Source organism: Geobacter sp. AOG1 (genome assembly GCF_019972315.1).
GTDB lineage: Bacteria > Desulfobacterota > Desulfuromonadia > Geobacterales > Geobacteraceae > Geomobilimonas.
Genome location: NZ_BLIZ01000001.1, coordinates 2,300,558 through 2,322,590, shown reverse-complemented (window position 1 = coordinate 2,322,590; position 22,033 = coordinate 2,300,558). Strand labels below are relative to the sequence as shown.

General features: G+C 54.4%; 25 protein-coding genes. 9 read left to right on the top strand and 16 right to left on the bottom strand.

What is annotated here, in order from left to right; all coding sequences use genetic code 11:
• Positions 1-67: 67 nt before the first annotated feature.
• Positions 68-631 carry a hypothetical protein gene (locus LDN04_RS10635; RefSeq protein WP_223909944.1) on the top strand — a complete coding sequence of 188 codons (564 nt, stop codon included), beginning with the start codon at positions 68-70 and terminating at the stop codon, positions 629-631.
• Between the two features lie 47 nt (positions 632-678).
• On the opposite strand, the gene yhbY is transcribed toward LDN04_RS10635, so the two are convergent.
• Together yhbY and sppA are read right to left on the bottom strand one after the other, a co-directional pair.
• Entirely contained in the window at positions 679-981 is a 303-nt protein-coding gene (gene yhbY, locus LDN04_RS10630) for a ribosome assembly RNA-binding protein YhbY (RefSeq protein WP_223913379.1), read from the bottom strand.
• Positions 982-1,044: 63 nt separating this feature from the next.
• Positions 1,045-1,938 carry a signal peptide peptidase SppA gene (sppA, locus tag LDN04_RS10625; protein ID WP_223909941.1) on the bottom strand — a complete coding sequence of 298 codons (894 nt, stop codon included), beginning with the start codon at positions 1,936-1,938 and terminating at the stop codon, positions 1,045-1,047.
• 125 nt (positions 1,939-2,063) lie between these two features.
• Here sppA and LDN04_RS10620 point away from each other — a divergent pair, with 125 nt between their 5' ends.
• Positions 2,064-2,534, top strand: a complete 471-nt coding sequence (locus LDN04_RS10620; protein WP_223909939.1) for a YfcE family phosphodiesterase — start codon at positions 2,064-2,066, stop codon at positions 2,532-2,534.
• 11 nt (positions 2,535-2,545) lie between these two features.
• On the opposite strand, the gene LDN04_RS10615 is transcribed toward LDN04_RS10620, so the two are convergent.
• The 10 genes from LDN04_RS10615 to LDN04_RS10570 form a co-directional block, all read right to left on the bottom strand.
• The gene (locus tag LDN04_RS10615) at positions 2,546-2,938 is read right to left on the bottom strand and encodes a hypothetical protein (protein ID WP_223909938.1); all 393 of its coding nucleotides are present in this window, start codon (positions 2,936-2,938) and stop codon (positions 2,546-2,548) included.
• Positions 2,939-2,965: 27 nt separating this feature from the next.
• Positions 2,966-3,349, bottom strand: coding sequence for a response regulator (locus tag LDN04_RS10610; protein WP_223913378.1), 384 nt, complete (start codon positions 3,347-3,349; stop codon positions 2,966-2,968).
• 61 nt (positions 3,350-3,410) lie between these two features.
• Positions 3,411-4,370 (bottom strand): ABC transporter substrate-binding protein, encoded by a 960-nt coding sequence (locus LDN04_RS10605; RefSeq protein WP_223909936.1) that lies wholly within the window; start codon positions 4,368-4,370, stop codon positions 3,411-3,413.
• A 26-nt stretch (positions 4,371-4,396) separates the two neighbouring features.
• On the bottom strand, positions 4,397-6,532 hold the full coding sequence (locus LDN04_RS10600) for an MtrB/PioB family outer membrane beta-barrel protein (RefSeq protein WP_223909935.1): 2,136 nt from the start codon (positions 6,530-6,532) through the stop codon (positions 4,397-4,399).
• Between the two features lie 35 nt (positions 6,533-6,567).
• Entirely contained in the window at positions 6,568-7,512 is a 945-nt protein-coding gene (locus LDN04_RS10595; RefSeq protein WP_223913377.1) for a DmsE family decaheme c-type cytochrome, read from the bottom strand.
• Between the two features lie 144 nt (positions 7,513-7,656).
• Positions 7,657-8,532 (bottom strand): ABC transporter ATP-binding protein, encoded by an 876-nt coding sequence (locus LDN04_RS10590; protein WP_223909933.1) that lies wholly within the window; start codon positions 8,530-8,532, stop codon positions 7,657-7,659.
• Between the two features lie 85 nt (positions 8,533-8,617).
• On the bottom strand, positions 8,618-9,067 hold the full coding sequence (locus LDN04_RS10585) for a hypothetical protein (protein ID WP_223909931.1): 450 nt from the start codon (positions 9,065-9,067) through the stop codon (positions 8,618-8,620).
• Positions 9,068-9,351: 284 nt separating this feature from the next.
• A complete protein-coding gene (locus LDN04_RS10580; protein WP_223909930.1) occupies positions 9,352-10,308 on the bottom strand; it encodes a lipopolysaccharide assembly protein LapB in 957 nt (318 codons plus the stop codon).
• Position 10,309: 1 nt separating this feature from the next.
• Complete coding sequence (locus LDN04_RS10575; protein WP_223909928.1) at positions 10,310-11,158, bottom strand: hypothetical protein; 849 nt, start codon at positions 11,156-11,158, stop codon at positions 10,310-10,312.
• A complete protein-coding gene (locus LDN04_RS10570; protein WP_223909925.1) occupies positions 11,151-12,287 on the bottom strand; it encodes an acetoin utilization protein AcuC in 1,137 nt (378 codons plus the stop codon). Before LDN04_RS10570 ends, LDN04_RS10575 begins: the two co-directional genes overlap by 8 nt.
• Positions 12,288-12,556: 269 nt before the next feature.
• Here LDN04_RS10570 and LDN04_RS10565 point away from each other — a divergent pair, with 269 nt between their 5' ends.
• Together LDN04_RS10565 and LDN04_RS10560 are read left to right on the top strand one after the other, a co-directional pair.
• Positions 12,557-13,774 (top strand): ammonium transporter, encoded by a 1,218-nt coding sequence (locus tag LDN04_RS10565; protein ID WP_223909922.1) that lies wholly within the window; start codon positions 12,557-12,559, stop codon positions 13,772-13,774.
• A 134-nt stretch (positions 13,775-13,908) separates the two neighbouring features.
• A complete protein-coding gene (locus tag LDN04_RS10560) occupies positions 13,909-14,742 on the top strand; it encodes a response regulator (RefSeq protein WP_223909920.1) in 834 nt (277 codons plus the stop codon).
• 61 nt (positions 14,743-14,803) lie between these two features.
• On the opposite strand, the gene gltX is transcribed toward LDN04_RS10560, so the two are convergent.
• The 4 genes from gltX to LDN04_RS10540 form a co-directional block, all read right to left on the bottom strand.
• Entirely contained in the window at positions 14,804-16,204 is a 1,401-nt protein-coding gene (gene gltX / locus LDN04_RS10555) for a glutamate--tRNA ligase (protein ID WP_223909917.1), read from the bottom strand.
• Between the two features lie 71 nt (positions 16,205-16,275).
• Positions 16,276-16,461, bottom strand: coding sequence for a DNA gyrase inhibitor YacG (locus LDN04_RS10550; RefSeq protein WP_223913376.1), 186 nt, complete (start codon positions 16,459-16,461; stop codon positions 16,276-16,278).
• 172 nt (positions 16,462-16,633) lie between these two features.
• Positions 16,634-17,104 carry a DUF2889 domain-containing protein gene (locus LDN04_RS10545; RefSeq protein WP_223909913.1) on the bottom strand — a complete coding sequence of 157 codons (471 nt, stop codon included), beginning with the start codon at positions 17,102-17,104 and terminating at the stop codon, positions 16,634-16,636.
• A gap of 111 nt (positions 17,105-17,215) precedes the next feature.
• Positions 17,216-17,746, bottom strand: a complete 531-nt coding sequence (locus LDN04_RS10540; RefSeq protein WP_223909910.1) for a YaeQ family protein — start codon at positions 17,744-17,746, stop codon at positions 17,216-17,218.
• 490 nt (positions 17,747-18,236) lie between these two features.
• On the opposite strand from LDN04_RS10540, the gene LDN04_RS10535 reads away from it, so the two are divergent.
• From LDN04_RS10535 to LDN04_RS10515, 5 genes are all read left to right on the top strand, one after another.
• Positions 18,237-18,734, top strand: coding sequence for a hypothetical protein (locus tag LDN04_RS10535; protein ID WP_223909907.1), 498 nt, complete (start codon positions 18,237-18,239; stop codon positions 18,732-18,734).
• Positions 18,735-18,801: 67 nt separating this feature from the next.
• The gene (locus LDN04_RS10530; RefSeq protein ID WP_223909904.1) at positions 18,802-19,341 is read left to right on the top strand and encodes a hypothetical protein; all 540 of its coding nucleotides are present in this window, start codon (positions 18,802-18,804) and stop codon (positions 19,339-19,341) included.
• Positions 19,342-19,418: 77 nt separating this feature from the next.
• Positions 19,419-20,378 (top strand): hypothetical protein, encoded by a 960-nt coding sequence (locus LDN04_RS10525; RefSeq protein ID WP_223909901.1) that lies wholly within the window; start codon positions 19,419-19,421, stop codon positions 20,376-20,378.
• A 497-nt stretch (positions 20,379-20,875) separates the two neighbouring features.
• Positions 20,876-21,586, top strand: a complete 711-nt coding sequence (locus LDN04_RS10520) for a hypothetical protein (protein WP_223909899.1) — start codon at positions 20,876-20,878, stop codon at positions 21,584-21,586.
• A 167-nt stretch (positions 21,587-21,753) separates the two neighbouring features.
• Positions 21,754-22,026: a helix-turn-helix domain-containing protein gene (locus LDN04_RS10515; RefSeq protein ID WP_223909897.1), complete on the top strand. Its 273-nt coding sequence runs from the start codon at positions 21,754-21,756 to the stop codon at positions 22,024-22,026.
• The last annotated feature ends 7 nt before the right edge of the window (positions 22,027-22,033 follow it).

The window sequence follows — 22,033 nt, the reverse complement described above, 5'->3', positions numbered from 1 at the left end:
TTGTCGAACTGCAATTCGCATGTTCCTGCAGAAATGGGAACAACCCTACCCAGGAGGTAATCCAGTCATGAAACGCACGTTGTTAACAGTTACCCTGGCAATCTCGCTTGTCGCACGTGCCTCCTTCGGGGCTGATGTCGGCATCGACATCAACATCCGCGGCGGCTCACCCGTACCACCACCACCGCCGATTTACGCCCCCCCACCGCCAGTCTACGCCCCTCCCGCGCCACCACAGATCATCATCCAGCAACCGCCGGTGTTTCTTGCCCCCCCCGAACTCGGCTTTCACGTAGCCATCGACATTCCCTATGACCTGGTGTATATCTCCGGCCGCTACTACCTTTTCAACAGTGGAGCATGGTACCGGGGCCGCAATTACAACGGTCCGTGGATCGTGGTGCCGGAGCGCAACCTTCCCCCGGGTCTGCGCAAATACCGCTATGAGCAGATCCGCCATTACCGGGACGAAGAGTACAACCACTACCGCGAGGACCGCGAACACTACCGGGGAAAATACTTCCGTCCCGACAAGGCGTGGAAGAAGCAGCGCAAGGAAGAGTGGAAGGAAGAAAAAAAGTGGGATAAAGAAGAGCGAAAAAGGGGCAAGCACGATAGAGGCGACGACTAGTCTGGCTGTATCCGCCTCATCCGATAGGGACGCCTTTCCGGGCGTCCCTATTTTTTACTCTTGGGAAGTTCCAGTTTCGGTTCCGTCGCCGGCCGATAGAGAAGGATGGTCCGCCCCAGCACCTGGGCCACCTGCGCACCGCAGGTGGCCGCCAGTTCATCCGCAACCCCGTGGCGGTCAAGAAGGCAGCTTTCGAGAATCTTGATCTTGACCAACTCGTGGGTCGATAGAGCCTCGTCGGTCTGCTGCACAAGCGCGGCATTCACCTCGTTTTTTCCAACCGTAATAATCGGCTTGAGCCCATGCCCAAGTCCCCTGAGAAATCGTTTCTGCTTACCGGTCAGTTCCATACGTCTCGCTTTCACATCGAATTGTGTTACTGTCTATCCTCTTGCCGCCTTTGGTAAAATTAGCTATTTGATAAAGCCGTCCAGCTCGTAATTAACGCTGAAACTGCTCTCCCTCGTCACCAGGTTGCCGATCCTGCCGGCGCTTTCCTCAACCAGCATATCGAGCAGAAGCTTTTTCTTCTTGCTCGGCTTGATGAGCTGCGGCTCCCCCTTGATGCCCGCCAACCGCCCTGCCTCGGCAACGGCATCCTCGAGATTGCCGAGCTTGTCCACGAGCTTCAGGACTTTCGCCTGTTCCCCCGTATAGATGCGGCCGTCCGCGAGGGTTTTGACCTCATCGACTGGGAGCTTCCTCCCCTCGGCAACCGCCTTGACGAACTGGCCGTAGGTACTGTCTATCACCCCCTGCAGCATCGCCCGCTCCTTGTCGGTCATGGGGCGAACCGGCGAACCGACATCCTTGAATTCGCCGCTTTTCAGGGTATTGGCCTTCACCCCGATCTTCCCCATCAGCCCTTCCATGGTGGCAAACTTCATGAGCACCCCGATACTGCCGGTGATGGTTCCCGGGTTGGCATATATCACCGAAGCCGGGGCGGCGATATAATATCCCCCCGATGCCGCCACGCTCCCCATGGACACTACCACCTTTTTCTGTCCCGCCAGCTTCTTTATCTCCTCGTAGATCTCCTGTGAAGGGCCAACCCCACCCCCTGGTGATTCGACCCGCAGAACCACCGCCTTCACGTTGGTGTCATCTTTCAGTTCCCGTATCTGCCGGATGGTTTCCTGGGATTCCAGGATGGGCCCCCTGACTTCCAGTAACCCCACTCCCCCACCCGTAACAAACCGCCCCTTTTCCCCCAGCAGCATCGATGCGACATACACCGAGACAACGAAGAGAAGGATCATGCAGAGCGGTACGGCAATCCATACCCATAGCCATTTATTTTTCATGTGAACCCCACGTTCTGTCAATCCGGTCTGGTAAATACCGCTTCTGGAATGCAACGTGCCGTCAACCTGTGCCAAGCCAGATAAATCGGCTTGACGGCAGGGAGCCATTTACCTATGCTTGCTCCATGCGAATTCTCGTTGTTTCCGACACCCACGGCAACTATCCGCTGGCAGTGCGTGCCATCGACCGGGCAGACCGGGTCGATCACATCATCCACCTGGGGGATGTTGCCGATGACGCTACTCTAATAGAACAAGCTCTGGACAGGCCCGTGGTCAAGGTTGCCGGCAACTGCGACCTGACTTCCACAGCCCCGAAAAAGCTCTGCATGTCGTTTGGCCGCAAAAACTTTCTTATCACCCACGGCCACCGCTATAATGTCAAATGCGGGCTATCCCAACTCCAGATGGAAGCCCGCAGCGCAAAGTCCCACGTAGTACTCTACGGCCACACCCACGTGGCCGCCATCGACGAACGTGAAGGAATTCTGTTCGTCAACCCCGGCTGTATCGCCGAAGCATGCAGCAGCAAAAGCTTCGCCCTCCTCACCATCACCGGCGACGGCATAGCCGCGGAAATCATCTCCCTAGAGTAGTAGCAGATTTTTCAGCAGCCGCACCCGCAATTGTGGCATACCCGACGGTTTTCCTCGTCGGGGGCAATGGTTTCGGGAGCAAAGGCAAGGCGGTTGACCGCCCGCTTGATGTCTTCAAAAATATCCAGGTTCGGACTCTTCCCTATGACATGCCCCACGCAGATACTGGCAAAGCCGTCGGCGGGAGAGGAGATGCGCACCGCATTCAGCAGGTCTGCATAGCTGTTGATGTCGATCGTTATGTCGTGATTGTGGGCCACGGAGAGTTCGATGCCGAACCGCGCCAGATCATCTGCCAACTCCACGGAAAAGAGGTCAAACCCGTGACCTGAAAAATCAACCTGCCAATCCGGCCGGACATGCTTCTGCCGGTAAAACGTCACCACCATTTTCTTCGCCGTCATCATTCTCCCTCGTCCTATCATTCTGCCTCAGCTTACCGCCTTGCGCTGCAAGGAATTAAAGATCATGTCGAGCACCGCCTTCTGTTTGGCCTCATACTTGTTGAGCACGGCAAGACAGGTCCCCATGGGGAAGTGCTCATGGAGATACTCCGCATCACGACCGGAAAGGATGACAATCCGGTTTTTGTCGATCCCCGCCTCGGTCGCAAACCTGAAAACCTTGTTGCCGTCCAGATAGGGCATTTCAAGATCCACCAGCAACAGGGCCAGATCCCCCCTCTTCATGGCCGGCAAGGCCAGAAGCGGATTGGTACAGGTTTCGACCTGCAAAAGCGGATAGTATTGATGGATGTAACCGCTCAGCACGTTGGTAAAGAGTTCATCATCGTCGATTATCAGGATCTTCCCCATCCACTCCTCGTCACACTTCTCCGCAGCTATCCCGGGCAGGCGCCCTCTCAACGGACAGTCATTATTTCAGAATCTTGGTCGCCAAGCTCAAAACCTGGAAATGGACGTGCAGGTCGAGCGCCCTGGCCGCTCGCAGGTTGATGATAAGATCGACCTTTTTAGGCGTGAGGATAGGCAGCTGGGACGCCTTCCTGCCGCCGAGTATTCTTGCCGCATAGTCGCCGGCAATCTGCCCCTGTTCCGCAGTATTGATCTCCAGCGCCACGAGCGCCCCCTTGTCGGAGGCTTCGGGCATCTGGGAAATAACCGGTATCTTGTGCTCGTTAGCACGATGGACGATCTTCTCGAAACTGCGGCAAGCGAGGGAACTCTCGGCCACGTAGATGCAGTCAACCTGGGAAAGTAACGAATTCAGAGCCGCATCGAGTCCGGCATGGGAAGAGACATTGGCCTCCACAACCGCAAACCCCTGCTGCGAGCCAACTCGCTTCATCTCCTTCAACTGCACGACCGACCCGGCTTCCCGCGAATTGTAGAGCACCCCTATGGTCTTGACCGGTTTGATATCCATAACCGCTTTGACGAGGGTTACCATCGGGACCTTGGAACTTACGCCGGTCATGTTCCGGCCGGTGGTGGTCAAGCTCCGGGTAACACCGGTTTCAATCGGTCCGTACACGTCCACGAAGAGAATTGGTGCCTCTTCCACCTCCCGCATGGCAGTTTGAGTGGCGGGTGCTCCATAGGTGACAATGAGGTCGGCACCGATCGCGTTGAATTTTCTGATCGTGTTGGCCCACGAGATGGGATCAGGGTTGGGACTCTGCAGGATGATATCCACATTGCTCTGGTCATACCCCTTCTGGGCAAGAGTCTTGATAAAGGCACGATGGGCCTCACGGTAACGGGGAAGGTCGCTGGTCAATACCGCGGCGACCAGCTTGCCTGCTGCATGGGCAGGCAGTGCCATCAAGCACAGTGCAACTGCAATAAGGAGTGTGCGAAAAAGTTTGCCAGACATCCCGAATACTCCAAAAAACGTGAGGATCACCATTTGGTGCTCACCTGGGCCGTAACGATCTGCACAGTTCCGTCATACAGAGAAGCATACCTGTTATCGTAATCCCGGTAGGAATAGTCAACAGAGCAGGTAACGTTTTTGGTGACATGATAGTCTGCCCGGGCGGAAACCGAACTTTCTATGGTTTTGACCTTGCTGCCATCCTGAATGCCAAGGGTGCTTTCCGTGGGGCTGAGCGCCAGAAAGAGGGGGTCAAAATCAGACCTGGAATGGATCTGTTGTAATGCCAATGATAGATCCAGTTTGTCGTTGTATCGATAGACCGAATTGAGCGAGAATATCTGGGACTGGTTGGTGTATGCAGTCCCCCCGTTGCTCCCCGGTTGCGTCGCGGAGAAAAGCACCGACTGGTCGGTTTTCCACCGCAACAGACTGTAACTAGCCGTCATGGTGAGTTTGTCGAGAGGGGAAACCCACACACTGAGGGTGGCATTGTTCGTTCGCTTTTGGCGAGGCAACTCGTACACGACTGACGGAGCGAACAGCGAGAGGGTCGCCATGGTTGTCTGGTCGTTGTTCTCCCTCGCGACACGGTAGTAGGCGGTCGCCCCCCACCTGGCCAGGTACGTATAGGTGGCAAGCAGTTGTCCTTCATGTTTCTGTCCGTAAGAGTTGCCGTAGGCAGGATGATTGACCGCGGTGTAGCCGTAGAGGGCCTTGAGCCGCAACCCCTTGACAGGACGGCTGAGGACAGTGAACGTCCCCCTGTTGACCGCGGTGTTTTCCGGCAGCCCCGGCGATGAGGCAATACCCGGTCGAACCCAGGAGGCAAGATTTTCGCGCTGGGTGAACTCCCCCTTGTACTCCCCCTTGAACGTCACCAGGGCGTTGGGCCTCACCGAGAACGTCGCCGTCACCACATCCCGGTCCGTATCAATTGCAGGTCTGACGGACAGTACATGGCCAGGTGTGTCTGCAAAAAGACTGGTTATGGTCGACAGGCTATTTCTGTCAACATCCTGGCGCCGGTATTTGAGAGCTGCGGAGAACCACATGCACGGGGTATAGACGAAATCCCCCGCCACATTCTGCAGGATGTCACTCGTTCTGTCCGCCCCCCCCACGTCGGTGAGCGAGGAGCGGTTTTCGCGCTTTCCGTACGTATAGGACGCGGCACCGACGATTCCGCCGGTCAGGGAGGAGTGGAGCTTGACGGTATGCGCGTAGTAGCGGCTATCCGGCTCTTCATTGTGCTGCTGGTACCCGCCGAGTCGGGGAATGAACTCATTGGCGGTGTCCGGTCGCGCAATAAAAAAGTCGCGCGGAGTATCGGCCCGATTGTCGAACTGTCGAATTTTAAATCCGTAAATAATATCCACCGGCCCCAGGTGGGCATCCACCCCCAGGTTCCCCTCATGGGTCTGCCGGTCGATCCTCCGCGACGCCGCATAAACGGTATTGTTGGCACCGAGTGGCTCGAATGCGTGGTCGGCAAAAATGAGCTGGGAATTTCCGCTCTTGGCGAGACGCCAGTAACCGAGGTTCAGGTGCACCGGATATTCGTTCAGCTTGTACCGGAACTCCGCCAGGTCCTGTTCGGAACGGAGTCCGTACCGTGCACCGGGAGCCAGGTCCCGTGCAAGATAGTTCGCTCCGAACAGATTGGGGATATCCGGTGCAAACAGGCGTTCCGCAAACAGGTTGTGAAAAAGCGACTCGGTGCGCAGGTGTAACCGGTAAGCCCCTTTGTAATCATAAGAAAGATCGCCGAAGTAGTCATCTTCATTCAGATACATGCCATCCAGAACAAACTTGTGGTCCATCCCCAGGGAATTGATGCCGGCACTGAAGACGGGACTCGAATGGAGATACTCGTACTGGGCCGCCCGGCCAGCGTCTTTGTCAAGGTTGAAAAAACGGTAGCCGGCAGAAGCCCCCACGAAGGTATGGGTTTCCACCTTGTTCTCCGGCAGCGGCACATCCACGGACAACGGTCCCTCCCCCTCACCGCCATCACTGCCATCTTCCGTCAGCAGACTATTTCCAACAGCGGAGTTCCCACCAGCAGCCGTTGCATCCTCCGCACGGAGGGGGAACGCTGTCACAATCACCAGAAGTGCCGCCAACAAAAGCCTTTGGACGAACTTGATATGGGCGATCACGCGTAAGCTCCTTTGCGAAAAGTTCGACAACGCCGTTACTGCCGCAGTGTCCCGTTGCCCGCGCCAGCAGGGAAGGAGATGTCCGATCCGTGGACCTGCGAGTGACAATCGGTACAGCGATTGACAAATAGCTGCTTGGCGCCGGCCGTATTGTCCAGGGTATGACCGCCATGGCACTGGAAACAGAGGAAGGGCATGGCCGCACTCAGCAGATTGTTGACGACCGAGCCATGGGGGGTATGACAGTTGGCACAATTTTCCATCACGTCCCCGTGCTCGTAGACGAAGGGCCCCTGCTTCTCCATGTGGCACCGGGTGCAGGTCTCCTTGGGGGTCATCCCCTTCAGCAGTTTCTCCTGCAGGGAGCCGTGGGGTTCATGGCAGTCCACGCAGGCCATTTTTTTCTCCCGCAACGGATGGTGGGAAAAGAGCTGGTTCTCCGCCTTTACGTCCGGATGACAACCATAGCAAAGCGCGGACATCTCGTCCCGGCTCACTTTCTGCTGAGGTCCCTGGTGGAGCTTGTGGCAATCAAAGCAGCCGACGTCATTCATGGCATGGGCACTGGCATTCCAGTGGGTCAGGCTCGGCGTCGATGCGGCAGAGTGGCATTTGAGGCAGATGAGCGACTGGGCCTGGGGGGGAAGATTCATGATGTCGAGAAACGTGGTCGTATCGCACTTCTTTTTCTGCGCGTCATTGAGTTCCGGGTCGTCTTCAAGGTTGGCAATGGCGAGACTCCCGGCGCCGTGACACGACTCGCAGTTGACCAGCGGCAAGCCGGTTTCCGGCTTGATCTGTTCGCCGTGGACGCTATGCTTGAAATCGTCGGCGATCTTGTCGTGGCGATGGCACTTGGCGACACAGTTGTCGGTTCCCACGTACTCCGCATCCACCCGGCCGACGAGCATCAATTCATACTGACGGATGGGCATGATCGGCTTGCTGTCCTTGATCGCAGCGCAGGCAACGGCCAGCATGGGCAGAGTGCCGAGCAGTATGAGGCGGCGAATATATCGATGCACGGTCAGATCCTCCTGTCCTGGGGGATTGAATTCGTTCGTCCCCCGGCAACAAACGGCAACGGGCATGGACAATCGTTTGTTCCACGCAAAGCTTCCGGGTCAATCACCCTTGATCCCCTTGGTGGTGGTATAGATAAAGGCTTTGACAATGGGGTTCTGGCTCGCCTTGATCTCGGCCGGGGTACCGACTTCGATAACGCGGCCGTCATGCATCATGCCAATCCGGTCCGATATGTAGAGGGCGAAATTCAGGTCATGGGTGACAATGACCGTCGTATTTTTTGTGGTCTCTTTCAGCTTGAGGATCGTGTTGGCCAGTTCGTCGGTGGTCACCGGATCGAGTTCCGCCGTCGGTTCGTCATAGAGGATCAGGTCCGGATTCATCGCCAGCGACCGGGCAATGGCCACCCGCTTCTTCATACCGCCGGAAAGCTCCGAGGTGCGCAACTCCTCCGTCCCCTCCAGTCCGACTTTGGCAAGCTTTTCCCGGATAATCTCCCGGATCTTCGTCTCCTTGCAGACCCGTTTTTCCCGAAGCCAGAGGCCGACGTTCTCACCTACCGTCAGCGAGTTGAAAAGGGCCGACGACTGGAAGACCATGCTGTAGCGGTAGTCCCGCGCCGACTCCTTCGAACTGGCGAAGACCGGCATGTCGTCTATGAATATCTCGCCGCTGTCGGGTGTTTCCAGCTTTACGACATGCTTCAGGAGCACGCTTTTGCCGGTTCCCGACGGACCTATGATGGAAAACGTCTCGCCGGAGAATATTTGCAGGTTCACATCCTTGAGCACATGATTTTTCCCGTAGTGCTTGTTCAGATGTTCTATTCTGATGCTTACGCCACGGGTATCATTCAGGTTCACCCGGCATTCGCAGCCGTCATCCTGGAAAATCGAACCGGTCAGGCCGTGCATCAGCTTGTGGAATACGCCACCACTGAGCAGATTGTCGTCTTTCAGCATCTTCGAAAACATGCGGTAATCCTTGGTTTACGTGACAGGGGCGCACAGTATAACAGAAACTCTACCCAAAGGGCAACCGGCCTGGCGACCGCAGCTATTAGAAAAGGTATTTCTGCCGGTTCGTGAACAAATCCCTGTGCCGGTATATGTACTGGGTAAGAAGCATAATGGCCAGTGCCGCAGCAATGTTATTGATGATCAGGGCTTCCTGGTTCACCTTCTCCCCCACAACCTTTTCCAGTTCGGAGGTCGATATGTATGAAAGATTTATGATGGTGTTGACAATCTGAAAGAGATTGTAGCCTATGAGGAAATACCAGGTGAGCAACTGACGCTTGAAAACTCCCATGAAGAGGTAGAGACAGACAAGGCTGTCCGACAGTACAAGGGCCTTGGCAGCGAAACCGGTGTAGATATGGCCGAGTAGCGGGAAGGGATGTCCGAACGTGGATGCGGAAAGGATAAAAAAGAACAGGTAGAGGCCGGCCAGGAGGGTAAGCCCCAGCGGCCGGCGCATCTCGTCATCATGTTCTTCCACTGTGATCATTCCCTGGCCCTGGATGATTATATGAAAATCATGAACATTCTATCAGCAGAGATGCGGTGAGACAAGCGATTTCAGCGCGGTAACATTCTGTCTGGCACCCCGAACGGCACGCCACGCCTGCCACTCTATCGCAACGTGTGTTCACGGCTTTTTCTTCCGCATGTCGCTGATGGCAACACAGACGAAAATGACCACCAGCACCCCGCCGATAAAAATCCAGTCCGCAATACTGAAACCAAACATGGCAATCCTCACTGTTCGGGAACGTAGTCAGCACATAAAAGTTACGGAGACGTTCCAAGTTCTTCAAGAACACGACGGGCATCGGCATGCTCCGGATCGAGCTTGAGTGCTTCCTGCAGGTACTCTTCGGCATAGGTGGGCATGGACATCTCCCGGTAGCAGAGTCCGAGGAAATAAGGAATTTCTGCCAGGGGAAACTCCTGGCAGAAGACGGCATCGTCCAGCACATCAAGCAGTATGGCGGCGGCTTCCTGCGCTTCCTGCCGCTCCAGGCACTCCAGGGCCACCCGTACCGCCTCCAGATAATCAACCACCGGAATCCGTGGCCTAACACCTGCAGTCACTCGCTCCAGACGGCTTCTGGACAACTTTGCGGAAGGATCATCCAGCTGCCCAAGGGCATCGGACCAGAAACGGACGGCATCCTCATAGCGACCCACGAGGTAGGAAAACTCCCCCAACTTGTGAAGAACGTTAACATCCGTCGGAGCAAGGTCCAGTGCGCGTTTCAGGAACCGTTCTGCGCGGTAGATCGTCACCGTAGCCAGGTGAAGAGCCGACAGCCGCAGCCCCTTTTCCAGATAGGTGGTCCCGATGGAGAACTGCAACTGACCATTGTCAGGCTCCAGCAAGGCAAATATCTTCAAATAATTGATCTTGCGGTCGAGGTAGGATATCTCCACATCCTTCCTGTCGAGCATGACGATATGGGTGGCAAGCTCGGACAGATAGTGGGGATAGGCATCCCGGAGGATTTCGGCATAACGGGCTCCATGGAGAGAGTCGGGGTCCGCCCGCAGGATATGGTAGACCCCTCGCCCGACCATGTCGTAGGTCGGCCCCTCTCCATCCATCGAAGCAAAATCCTCGTCAAGGAGCGGCAGGGGGAAATCGCCACAGTCTATTCGTACATTTCCGTCCAGTCCACTGACCACCGTTCCGGATGGCGGTGTAAAAAACGTAATTCCCTTGACGGGAGCAGGTTTCAAGCTGTTCATTTCACGACATCTCCTTCTCGTTCTCCCTTCCGGGAAAGGTATCAATGCCGGCGCTCTCGCCGACCATTTTATAGATGCGAACATCATCCCAGGGTTCGTCCATTATACCGTCGTGAATGGCCCAGCTTCGGCCGCGAACGGTTTTTTCCTGCCCTGGTTGGCGAAACGGCGTGGACCCGTCGAGCCGCCGGGTCAGTTCACCTCCCGGCTGAAACCACCTGTCGATCGCCTCCATGAGGCGCCGGCCCGTCAGGTAGTCGAACCCGTACTTCTCGTAACGAACGGCGTTGTCGTAGGTCAAAGGCTCCGCCACAATCATCTCCATCCCGAGGGAGTCCACGAACCGTTCGAACAAGGGAAAGAACTCCCCGAACAGCCGCAATCCCCGACGGGTCTGGTTGGGGAAGAGCCCCGCCGCCATGGCTCGCTCCTCCTCGGCAAGGTTACGGCCGTGGGTAGCAAAATAGTTGTTCCGCCCAGCATTGTCCACATCCACATCGAAACGGGGGGTACGGGGGTCGTTTATGATGCAGAAAGCAAGATCCATCTGCCGGTAATGGGTTTCCGCAATGTCGAGAAAAAACACCGTATCCCGGTCGTCGGGGTGGAGTCGCACCTCCATCCGCATGAAGGCAAAACCCGCCGGGGCAATAACCGAGACCTTTCTCCCTCCGTCGGGACCGCAGAAGGTTCGAGGAGAAATGGAAAACAGTTCGAGCAGACGGGGAGGGATGAGTCCACCGTAAATGCGATCCTTTTCCGCTGCAGGCAGGGCGTTGATATCGACCAGGCGGAACAGGGGGATTCCCTCGGCGCTTATCAGCTGTGAGTTGCCGGGGAGCTTAGCCATGGCTGCCAATAATGACGGGAAAAATCGTCGCGCGGATAGCGGCGATGCTCTTTTCCACCGCGTCGAGAGCTCGGTTACGATCATCCTCCGGCGCCCAGTGCATGGCATCGAGGAGCATGCGGTTCGTATACCCCAAGGGGGCGATGATCTCCACGAAGGCCGACGGCAGTCGTGGCGACAGTTCGATACCGTTCATGCACGCCCAGGCAATGGTCCAGGCCCGTGCCACGTTGACCATGTCGTATCCCCCGCCACCCACGGCCACCCAGGGAATTCGCAATGCCTTGAGCTTCCGCATGATGTAGGAATAGCTGTGGGTCGTTATTTCCAGGCGCGTCAGTGGATCGGTGCGAAACGTGTCGGCTCCGATCTGGGTAACGAGTACGTCCGGATCGTAGGCGGCTATGAGGGGAAAGGCCACCTCATCGAACGCCTTCATGAAAAGGGCGTCATCGGTGTGCTGGAGGAACGGCACGTTGACCGCATACCCCTTTCCCCGTCCCGTCCCCGTCTCATTCTCAAAACCGGTCCCCGGGAAGAAATAGATGCCGCTTTCATGGAGCGAAATGGTGAGAACCCGGTCGGTGTCGTAAAAGGCCTCCTGCACTCCGTCCCCGTGGTGGGCGTCGATATCCAGGTAGACAACCCGCTTCCCCTTGGCAACAAGCCTGTTGATAGCAACTACCGCATCGTTCACGTAAGAAAAACCGGACGCCCGGCTCCGGTGGGCATGGTGCCAACCGCCCGCGAGATTGAACGCGCAGTCGACCCCCTCCTCCGTGACCAATCGTACCGCCTCGACAGTTCCCGCCGTACCCAGGCAGGCCCAGTCGAAAAAACCGGGGAAGACGGGATTTTCAACGTCCCCCAGACCATACCGAAAATCGGCACGGGGCTCGGTGGCCGCATTGAATTCCTTGAGTCGCGCCAGATAATCCGGAGCATGGAAGGAGAGGAGATCGTCGTCGCCGACGACCGGGTATTCACCTACCACCTTCCGCGCACCATCTGTCAGCCCATAGGCACGCATCAGTTCGTACGCAAGCCGATACCGCTGGACTTTAAACGGGTGATCCTCACCGAAGCAGCAGTTGCTAAAATCTTTGGAATATATGAGAGCGGTTTTCATAGCGGATATCCATGACAGGTTGAAAACCCTTAATTTCAGTGAATTTACAACGTTGCCTGTTTACCGTCAACATCTAATTCCTCATCGCTCAGCTTCATAATTGGGCAGGCATGCCAAATAAACGGGCAATCCTGTGCATGCCAATGCCCCTACCATACTAGTTTTATGCATCATATCGGCACGTTACCTTTTTGGCAGAAAGGTTGCTATGTTCTGCGCGAGCATACCCAACGGCGGGTGCATGCTCTTATACCAATGGAGGTATGTCTATGGATGCAATGTCAACGGTGACAACGCTACAAAGCAGCACCGACGTGCTGTTTCTCATGCTGGGTGCGGTCATGGTGTTCGCCATGCACGCAGGTTTCGCTTTCCTCGAGGTAGGGACGGTCCGCAAAAAGAACCAGGTCAATGCCTTTGTCAAAATCATCACCGACTGGTCGGTTTCCACCATCCTCTATTTTCTCATCGGGTTCCCCATCGCCTACGGCATCTCGTTCCTCAAACCGGCCGGCGACATCATGGCCAATCAGGGGTACGACCTGGTCCACTACTTCTTCCTCCTCTGCTTCGCCGCATGTATCCCCGCCATCATCTCCGGCGGCATTGCAGAACGGGCCAAATTCTGGCCGCAGGTGGCCGCAGGTGCCATCTTTGCCGCCCTCACCTATCCACTCTTCGAATCCCTCATCTGGGGGAAAAACGCCTCCCTCCTCCAAAATTTCTTCAAGTCCTTCGGCGGTGCCGAATTCCATGACTATGCCGGTTCGGTGGTAGTCCACTCCATCGGCGGCTGGCTCGCCCTTCCTGCGGTGCTGATCCTTGGCCCGCGCATGGGTCGTTATATACGGAAGAAATCCCATCCGATCCCGGTCAGCAACATCCCCTTTCTTGCCCTTGGTTCCTGGATTCTGGCGGTGGGGTGGTTCGGTTTCAACGTCATGAGTGCCGGCCACCTGGACAAAATATCGGGACTGGTGGCAGTCAACTCGCTCATGGCCATGATCGGTGGCGTACTGGCCGCCCTCGTTGCAGGCAAGAACGACCCCGGCTTCGTTCACAACGGTGCCCTGGCCGGTCTCATCGCCGTCTGCGCCGGTAGCGACGTCATGCATCCCCTTGGCGCATTTGCTACGGGCTGCATCGCAGCGGTGATTTTCGTGTACGGTTTCCATATCGAACAGGAGAAACTGCACATCGACGACGTGCTTGGTGTCTGGCCACTCCACGGTGTCATCGGTTCCTGGGGAGGGATCGCGGCGGGAATTTTCGGTCTCAAGGAACTGGGAGGAATGGGAGGAATTTCGTTCGTTTCCCAGCTGCTGGGAACCCTCTGTGCAATCGTTTTTGCGTTGGCCAGCAGCTTTATCGTCTACGGGCTCCTCGCCAAAACCGTCGGTATCCGCCTGAACGAGGACGAGGAATTCGCCGGTGCCGACCTGTCGATTCACAGCATAGGCGCCTATCCCGAGGACCACATTCGTTAGTCTCTACGATTGCTATTTTTCAGCAAAAAGGTCCTTCCGGGCCTTTTTGTATTTTCTCCTTAACAAATGCAGCGAATTACCTTATATTGTGTAACAATGTTTGTAAAAGTACGTAATTAAATTAGGGGTTTCTTATGACTGTAAAGAAACAGCTTGGAGACCTGTTAGTAGAAGCGGGGATCATCACCGTCAAAACACTGGAACGTGCCCTGGACCGGCAGAAGGGGAGCGGCAAACGCCTTGGCCTCGTGCTGGAGGAGATGGGAGTCATCACCGACGAAGAACTGGTTGATGCCCTTGCCCAGCAGTTCGGCTTCAAGACTGTCAAGGGGTTCAGTAGCGCCACCTTCTCCCAGGATCTGCTCGATCTGGTGCCGGAAGACATGGCGGTGCAGAAGCAGCTCTTTCCCATCAAGGAAAAGGACGGCATGCTGGCCATCGCCGTCACGGACCCCTTCGACAACGACACCTTCGACTTCCTCGCCAAAAAATCGGGCAAGAAGATCTTTCCGGTCCTGGCAACCCGCAAGGAGGTGGGAACCGCCCTCAAGAAGCACTATCTGGGAGGAAAGGAAACCTCCGAGAGCAAGACCAGGATTCTCGTGATCGACGACTCACAGCCCATCGCCACCATCATCCAGGTGGCGTTGCAGAAAGAAGGGTATGAAGTTGAGGTCGCCCACGACGGCGTGGACGGGCTGAAAATGGCCCTGACCAACAGGCCGGACCTGATCATCTGCGATTCGGTCATGCCGCGCATGGATGGTTATGGCCTCATGCGGGCCATCAAGGGAAATCCCGCAGTCGAAGACATCCCCATGATTCTTCTCACATCAAAGGCTTCCGGCGAGGACGAACAGAAGGCCCTGGAAACAGGCTTCATCGACTTCATTCCCAAACCGGTCCAGCCGATCCGGGTAGTGTCCCGGGTCAAGCGTGCACTTGATCTCCTGAAAAAGTTCAAATAACAAAAAGGCCGCTGGATATAACCAGCGGCCTTTTTTCGTCTCTTCAGCTACTCCTGCCGACTCATCCGCGAAGTTTTGTCAGGGCACGTTCCAGACGCCGTTGCGTCTCCGCAGCCCCAAGCACCTCCATGACCTCATAAATACTCGGCGATGTCGTTCCTCCGCAGAGGGCTATCCGCACCGGTGGGCCGATCTGCCCCATCTTGATCACCTGCTCTTCGCAGAGCGCCTTGAAAGCCGCCTCGATCCCATCGTGGGAAAAGGAGGAAAGCGCCGCCAGCTTCGCCAGAAGCGCCTCGTAGAGAGGAGCCACCTCGGGTTTCAGGAACTTGGCCGCTGCCTGCTCGTCGTAATCAAACTCCCGCCGGTAGTAGAAAACCGCTCCGTCCGCCAGCTCCAGCATGGTCCTTGCACGCTCCTGGAGGGTCTTCACCACCGCCACCAGATCGGGACCGGTGGCCGGGTCGACTCCTCGCTCCGCGAGGAACGGAACGAGCAGTCCGGCTAGCCGTACGGGATCGCCGTTCTTGATGTAGTGCGCGTTGAGCCAGAGGAGTTTGTCCGGATTGAACACGCCAGCAGAACGGCCGACATTTTCAATTGAAAACTTTTCGACCAAGTCGTCCCGGCTGAAGATCTCTTCGTCCCCATAGCTCCACCCGAGCCGTACCAGGTAGTTGACCATCGCCTCGGGAAGGAACCCCATGTCGCGGTAGGCCATGACGCTGGTGGCGCCGTGGCGTTTGGAAAGGCGTGTCTTGTCGGCCCCCAGGATCATGGGAACATGGGCAAAGTGGGGCACCGGGTAACCGAGTGCCTCGTAGAGGAGTATCTGGCGCGGGGTATTGTTCACGTGATCGTCGCCGCGAATGACGGTGGTAATCCCCATGGTGGCATCATCAATCACCACTACGAAATTGTAGGTGGGGGTACCGTCGCTCCGCTGGATGATCAGATCGTCAAGCTCCTCGTTGTTGAACGCAATCCGCCCCTTGATCAGGTCGTCGAAACCGGTCACCCCGTCCTGGGGCGCCCGAAACCGAACCACATAGGGCTTGCCGGCCTGTTCGCCGGTCAGTTCACGGCAGGTACCGTCGTATTTTGGCTTGCGTCCCTCCTGGAGCGCCCGCTCACGTTTCGACTCAAGCTCCTCAGCGGTGCAGTAGCACTTGTAGGCCTTGCCTGCCGCCAGCAGCTTCTCGACGAACTCCTTGTACAGCGGGAAATTGTCCGACTGGTAGAAGGGCCCCTCGTCCCAGTCGAGCCCGAGCCAGCGCATCCCGTCCAGGATGGCGTCCACCGACTCCTGGGTCGAACGGGCCACATCCGTATCCTCGATGCGGAGAATGAACTTCCCGCCCTCCTTCCTGGCCAGAAGCCAGTTGAACAGGGCAGTGCGGGCGCCTCCCACATGGAGATAGCCGGTGGGGCTAGGGGCAAAACGGAGTCGGACTTCGGGCATGGGATTCTCCTTCTTTATTTACACAACGTGATACGTGGTGAAACAACCCAATCTAGAACCATTGCAGGACGTCACTCGTCATCATCTTCCTCGACGGGCCGTTTCTCCCCGGCAACACGGTAATCCCCGGAAACCCACGCCCCCAGGTCGATCAGCCGGCACCTCTCGGAGCAGAAGGGACGAAAGGGGTTATCCTTCCAGGGGGTTTCCCTGCGACAAGTAGGGCATGGTATTTTCGTGATGTTCGTATCGGTCATGGTAATGGAAAACCCCGGGCGCTGTCGCATACCCGGGGCTGGTTGTCGTCTCCGGCCAAGTTTATCTTGAGGGGATTTTACCGCTAATTTGCCGTGCAAGTCAACGGGTAAACGCACCTACTGCGCCGCCGGTAGTCACGGAGTTCGTTACACCGAGGTCATGCTCCGACAGTCAGGAATCGTCGCTCTTTCGGGTCGGCACCGGTCGGACGTACCCGACACAGGTCCCCTGGAGGCGCTCGTGCATGGCATCGAGCATCTCCTGCTCATCATGGATGCCGGCCGCAGCCGAGAGATTGAGCACCAGCGGCAGCAGCCCCTGGAGCAGATTGCGTAGATTGCCGCACCCCTCTCCACCACCAAAAGCCGCCATGAGCCGCCGGGTCATCCCTGGGCCGATGGTCATGCCGATCAGCTGGTCAAGGCGGGACGCCACGTTGCCACAGGTATCTGACGGGGATTTGCGGAAATCGACCCGCGCCTCCGCGATGGTCAAGGTAACGGCATCGACCACCACTTCAAGAACGACGTCATGGAACGAATCCCGCATGGTCGCTGTCAGCAGGACAGTCCCGTCCTCCCGCTTCAACAGGTGGTGGGAGATGTCGCGCCGGAAATCTTCCATGGCATTGAGCCTTTGCATATACTCACCTCAAGGGCCAATCATCGCGGTCGGCACAGGTATCAGGGTAACGAGAAGATTCAGCCTAGCGCATATAATCTACGTAATGGTGCAAAACACCCTCACCGTAACTTACCGCATATGCAGGGAAGTTTCCAACGTTTCATCTGCGACAGCAAGATACAGGGTACCTTCAGTGATTGTAATAGACCAGCTTATGGATCGTTCGAGTCGGGATACCAGACGAGTGATGAACGTCTGGTCGATACGGATGACCATCACGTTGGGAATTCCCTCCAGTTGGGAAAGGTGCTGCTGCTCCCAGGTCGGGAGCGATTTCCCGACCGCAACGAGAGCCGCCCTCTCGGAATGACGGCTTGCCTTGATAAGCCGCTGAGGCTCGGGAAGACCAACCTCGATCCACAGGCGCACCCGGCCGTCCGGCCCTTTCAGCCAGAGGTCCGGTTCGTCCCCGGCACTTATCCCCTTTGTAAACGTCAGATCAGGTTCGAAAAAAAGAGCATATGCCAGCAGGCGGGCCACAAGCCTCTCTTCCGTTTCGGAGGGGTGACGGGCGACAGTGAACGGCAATGACTCGTAGATACCCCGGTCGATGTCCGAAAGCTGTATGTTTGCCCGGTAGATAGTTGAAGGAAGTGCCATACTAAATATCCTGCATCGAGAACAGTAAAAAAGGGTCAGGCAAAATCGCCTAACCCTTTGCTTTTGTTTATGGAGCGGGAAACGGGATTCGAAGCCTGCCCGGCCAGAGCACGTAAAGGCAAAATTAATAAATAATTTCGGATAGCTACTCCATATAACCCACCTGCCATAGTCCAAGATAATCCAGTAAAATCTATCCAAAGTCAAGCCGTTTGGTGAAAGTTGAGTGAAAGTTCATTGATTCCAAATTAAGATAAATTGAAATATTTATTGCTTCATGTTATTTGTCTGGGAAATGCCCCACATAAAATTATCCGGAATTATTGAGATGCGGTATATCCCCCCTTAACAGGGTGATTATGTAGCGATTTCAGTGGCACTTGTAGTGATTGTGCAACAGTTTTATATGGTTCCACAGCAAACATTATAATAATCTAACAGCAATTATAGCTGCGGTATAAACCCTTAGTTAGTGCATAAGGAAATCAAAATGACAAGAAAGATGAAGATAGTGTTGTTTTTTACCCATGTTGCAGTTCTTGCGGTTGGACTCGTTGCGGGGTTTTATTCATCTTTCTATGCTCAAGAAGGCATGAAGATGTCATCTCAAATGGCAATGATAAGCCACTATGGTTTGAGGGTCGATGTTCAAAGGAATGAAGGAGATCGTGACGCCTATCGAAAGTCATTGATTACATATTTAGGAGTCTTGGATGACATTTTCAAACATCCCTCACAGATTTTTGATGCGAAAACTACTTCCGTGGACAAAATGCTCATATACGAGCGCCTTTCAAGACTAGAGAGAGAATCTGGTAACGTAAAAGCCGCCGATGACTATATGAATTCGGCGATTCAAACTTGCGGTAACACTGGATGGAAAGATTGTTCTTTTGAGAAGATCACCAATATTTCGAAGAAGCTGGAAGAAAAGGGCCTGATTCCACCGAGATCACCGAAAACGAATGATGTTAACGCAAAGCACTAACCACGGGGTGCTGCGGTGAAAGCCGCAGACCCCTTGAACCGTTGTGCATAAGAAAGCAGAGGCAAAGATGAAAAAACAACCTGACTTCACCGAGCTTTTTTATTCGTATTTTGGGCAAGTGCCTCGAAAAGTACAGTATGAAGTCCGACAGGGTGCATCCCGATATCATGATCTCGTGTTCCTCAACAGCCTGATCCACGATGCGAGATTTGTAAGAGAAAAAATCCGCTTACGAGGGCGTCGTGTCACAATCCCAATAAACCGCGATTGTTGGGAGCTGAAATCCACGATGCATGAGAGAGAGAAGGATGTCTATGCAGAGCTGCATATCGCAGACGCTGTACTCACCATTTCCCCAATAGAAGACATCCAGTGGACATTTCGGCACACTGCCGATTTTACAGGTGACAAGGAACTTTGGATACAAGACTTATGGATCGAACGGAACGACCATCAGGACGAAATCACGAAAATAATCATTAATGGCTTTGACTGGAAGTGCACCATCAGCGCGCAATGTGACGACTTGCAGATTAAGCTAAAAGATTCTGAGGTCCCGTACTTATACTCGGAGAGGCAAGAGGCCCAACTAGGAAGATGCACCTGACCGAAAAACCCGTCAGGTGATCTCCCGGCCCGTTATCTTTTAAGAGCAGAATCGTTTATTCATTCTAGGAGTAGTCCGTGCTGGCTGTAGAAGAGTGGGCTCAAAAGCATAATCCAGTAATCGCATTTTTTGCTATCAGTCACGCCTTATTCGCTAGAGAAAAATGCAAAGCATTACGAAATGTCAAAGAACGCAGTATCTATGCTCATAAATTCCCATTGCCCGAACTCACCCCCTGGTTTGCAATGTATCATTCACGCAAGCCAGTCCTAGCCTATAAACGCCTTATTTCTAACACCTCTGATTTCTCAAATGAATTGATGAGCCTTTTTGTAGAATTTCGGAAATTTGAGAAAGCCTTGAAACGAAATCCCGACAAATTTAACCTAAACGTTACTCCACAGGAGTTAAAGGAAGCTTTTGCATATTGGCAGGAGCTCTGCTCAAAGATTTTTGAAGAAATAAGGGAAGATATCTCAGGAACTCCACTCAATACTGAAATACAAGATAAATTTGATAATGCGCTCGTGAAAGATGAACTCTCTCTCAGTTTCTATTTCCTTGTTTATTCTCCGTGCCACTTATTCTATGGAATCTCTTCAACCGTTTTATATCGTAACGCACTGAACCGCGACATAGATGCTATTGAAAAACTGCTTAAACTCGATCCTCTTATTATACACGACCCTGAAATTGGATTTCAGATACAGTCTATCCGCTTATACGGCAAAACAAATGACTACGAACGAATTCTCGCCGCAATCACCAAACAACCAAAAATAAACTATAAAATGATCACAGATGAGCGAAGAAGCATCAAAAGCGACCATGGCGCACAAATTTATATATTAGCCAAGACATTAAGGTATCCGTTACAGGTGCCTCAAATCCGGGGCTTATTTGATGCGCTCGCTCGTGATTATGAGGGCACTCTCGATGATACAGACATCAAAAAACCAGAAGGATTTGATAAGACAATAAAAACCAAAGCTGCGACTTGGCAAAAAATACACCAAGCTTCGGAAAAACAAAAATAATTCCCCTCCCGCGTTCCTGTCACCCTGAGGAAAATTTATTCCTTAGGAGGAAAACATGGAAACGCAGGAATCAACTCTCCCCGAACCGTCACCCACCCCAAACAACACAGCCACAGACGCCGACCCTGGCTCGCCGGACGGAATGGCTGGGCTTGCCAGTGCATCTTGGCAACCCTGCCATTCCGCCGGAACCGGAAATCCCCCCACAACACCACCCCACCCTTCCCGGCCTGGCAGAGTACTTCCCGCCTCCGCCTCTTGAATTTAATAATAGTTCGATAAGTCTGACAGATGAGGCTAAAAACCTTCTCAAGAAATGGGAAGGAGAAAGTACTTCAAGTCGGGGTGCCTGCATCAACATCTTTCCCAGTGGTGAGATTACGGGCGGCTTTTACCGGACGGGTCGTAGATCACTCCCCCGAAAGAAAGAGCGGCTGATTTCCCAGGAATTCACCAGACAGGCACGAAAGACTGTCAGGCGAGCTGTGGAGAGTGGCTTGACGACCTTTCGCCTCTTCATCACCCTGACCTTTGATCCCAAACAGTCACAACTTGATGAATCTGGCCATGTGGATCAGTCGTGGGCCAAGGATAAGTTCAAGAGGTTCCTCAATACGGTCAAAAAGAAGTATGACCGGAAAGCGGAAAAGGCGGAAACGGCAAAGAGTGAACTCAGTTACATCTGGACAGCCGAAATCCAGGAGTTGAACACCAAGAACATTCACTTCCATATCCTGGTGGATCAGCCCTTCATTCCCGTTCAATGGCTTGTCACGATCTGGGGACAGGCTACAAATAGTGTCAACGTCAAGAGGATCACAAACCAGGAACACGCGGCAAAGTACATGCTCAAATACATGAGCAAGGGACATTGCCCCATCGAAGGGAAACGCTATGGGATGACGCAAAACCTTCTTGATCAGATACGACCCCAGAAGATTCGTTTTGCCGGTGAAGATAGAAGGGAAGCATTCCGCAAGGTCAAGCGTGAGTTCTATTGGGACATATCTAACAACGGCGGCAAGGTAACTGATTTCGGATGGATATGGCGGGACAAGCAAGGCACGATCCGCACCACTAAGGCGGTACCTAAAGAACTTTCCGAACGGTTCCTCCATGCCCTGGAGAAACCCATGAAGCGGATCGACTTCGAAGAGGAAGTGGATGCGGCACGTCCCGATAACTCTTCCGATGATCTGCCGTTCTGAGGGGGTCTTATGTGTGGATTTGACAAAGAGACATCCCTTAAATCGTTAACCCCTCAGGAGATGGAACAGTACCGGGAATATCTTGGGCGATTGATCCAAGATGGTCGTCTCATGGATGATGAAGCGGAAGAGGCGGCTTTCAATCGGGTAATCAATGAGAGGCTGTCATGAACGATCCCCTTTCTTCCTGCGAAATCCTGACCGTGGAGCAACTTTCCGAACGTCTCCAGGTATCCCGTGCCACCCTCTTCACCTGGATGCAGAAAGGAATTCTCGCGCAAGGAAAGCATTACTTCAAGCGGGGGCGAATTCTGCGTTTCATCTGGAGTGCGGAAATGATCAGCGAACTTCTGGAGGGATCGACAGAGGCTAAACCGGTCAAGCCTTCTCCCGTACCGATCCGGCAACAAAAATCCAACCCCATCAATTGGGAGTACTGAAATGCGT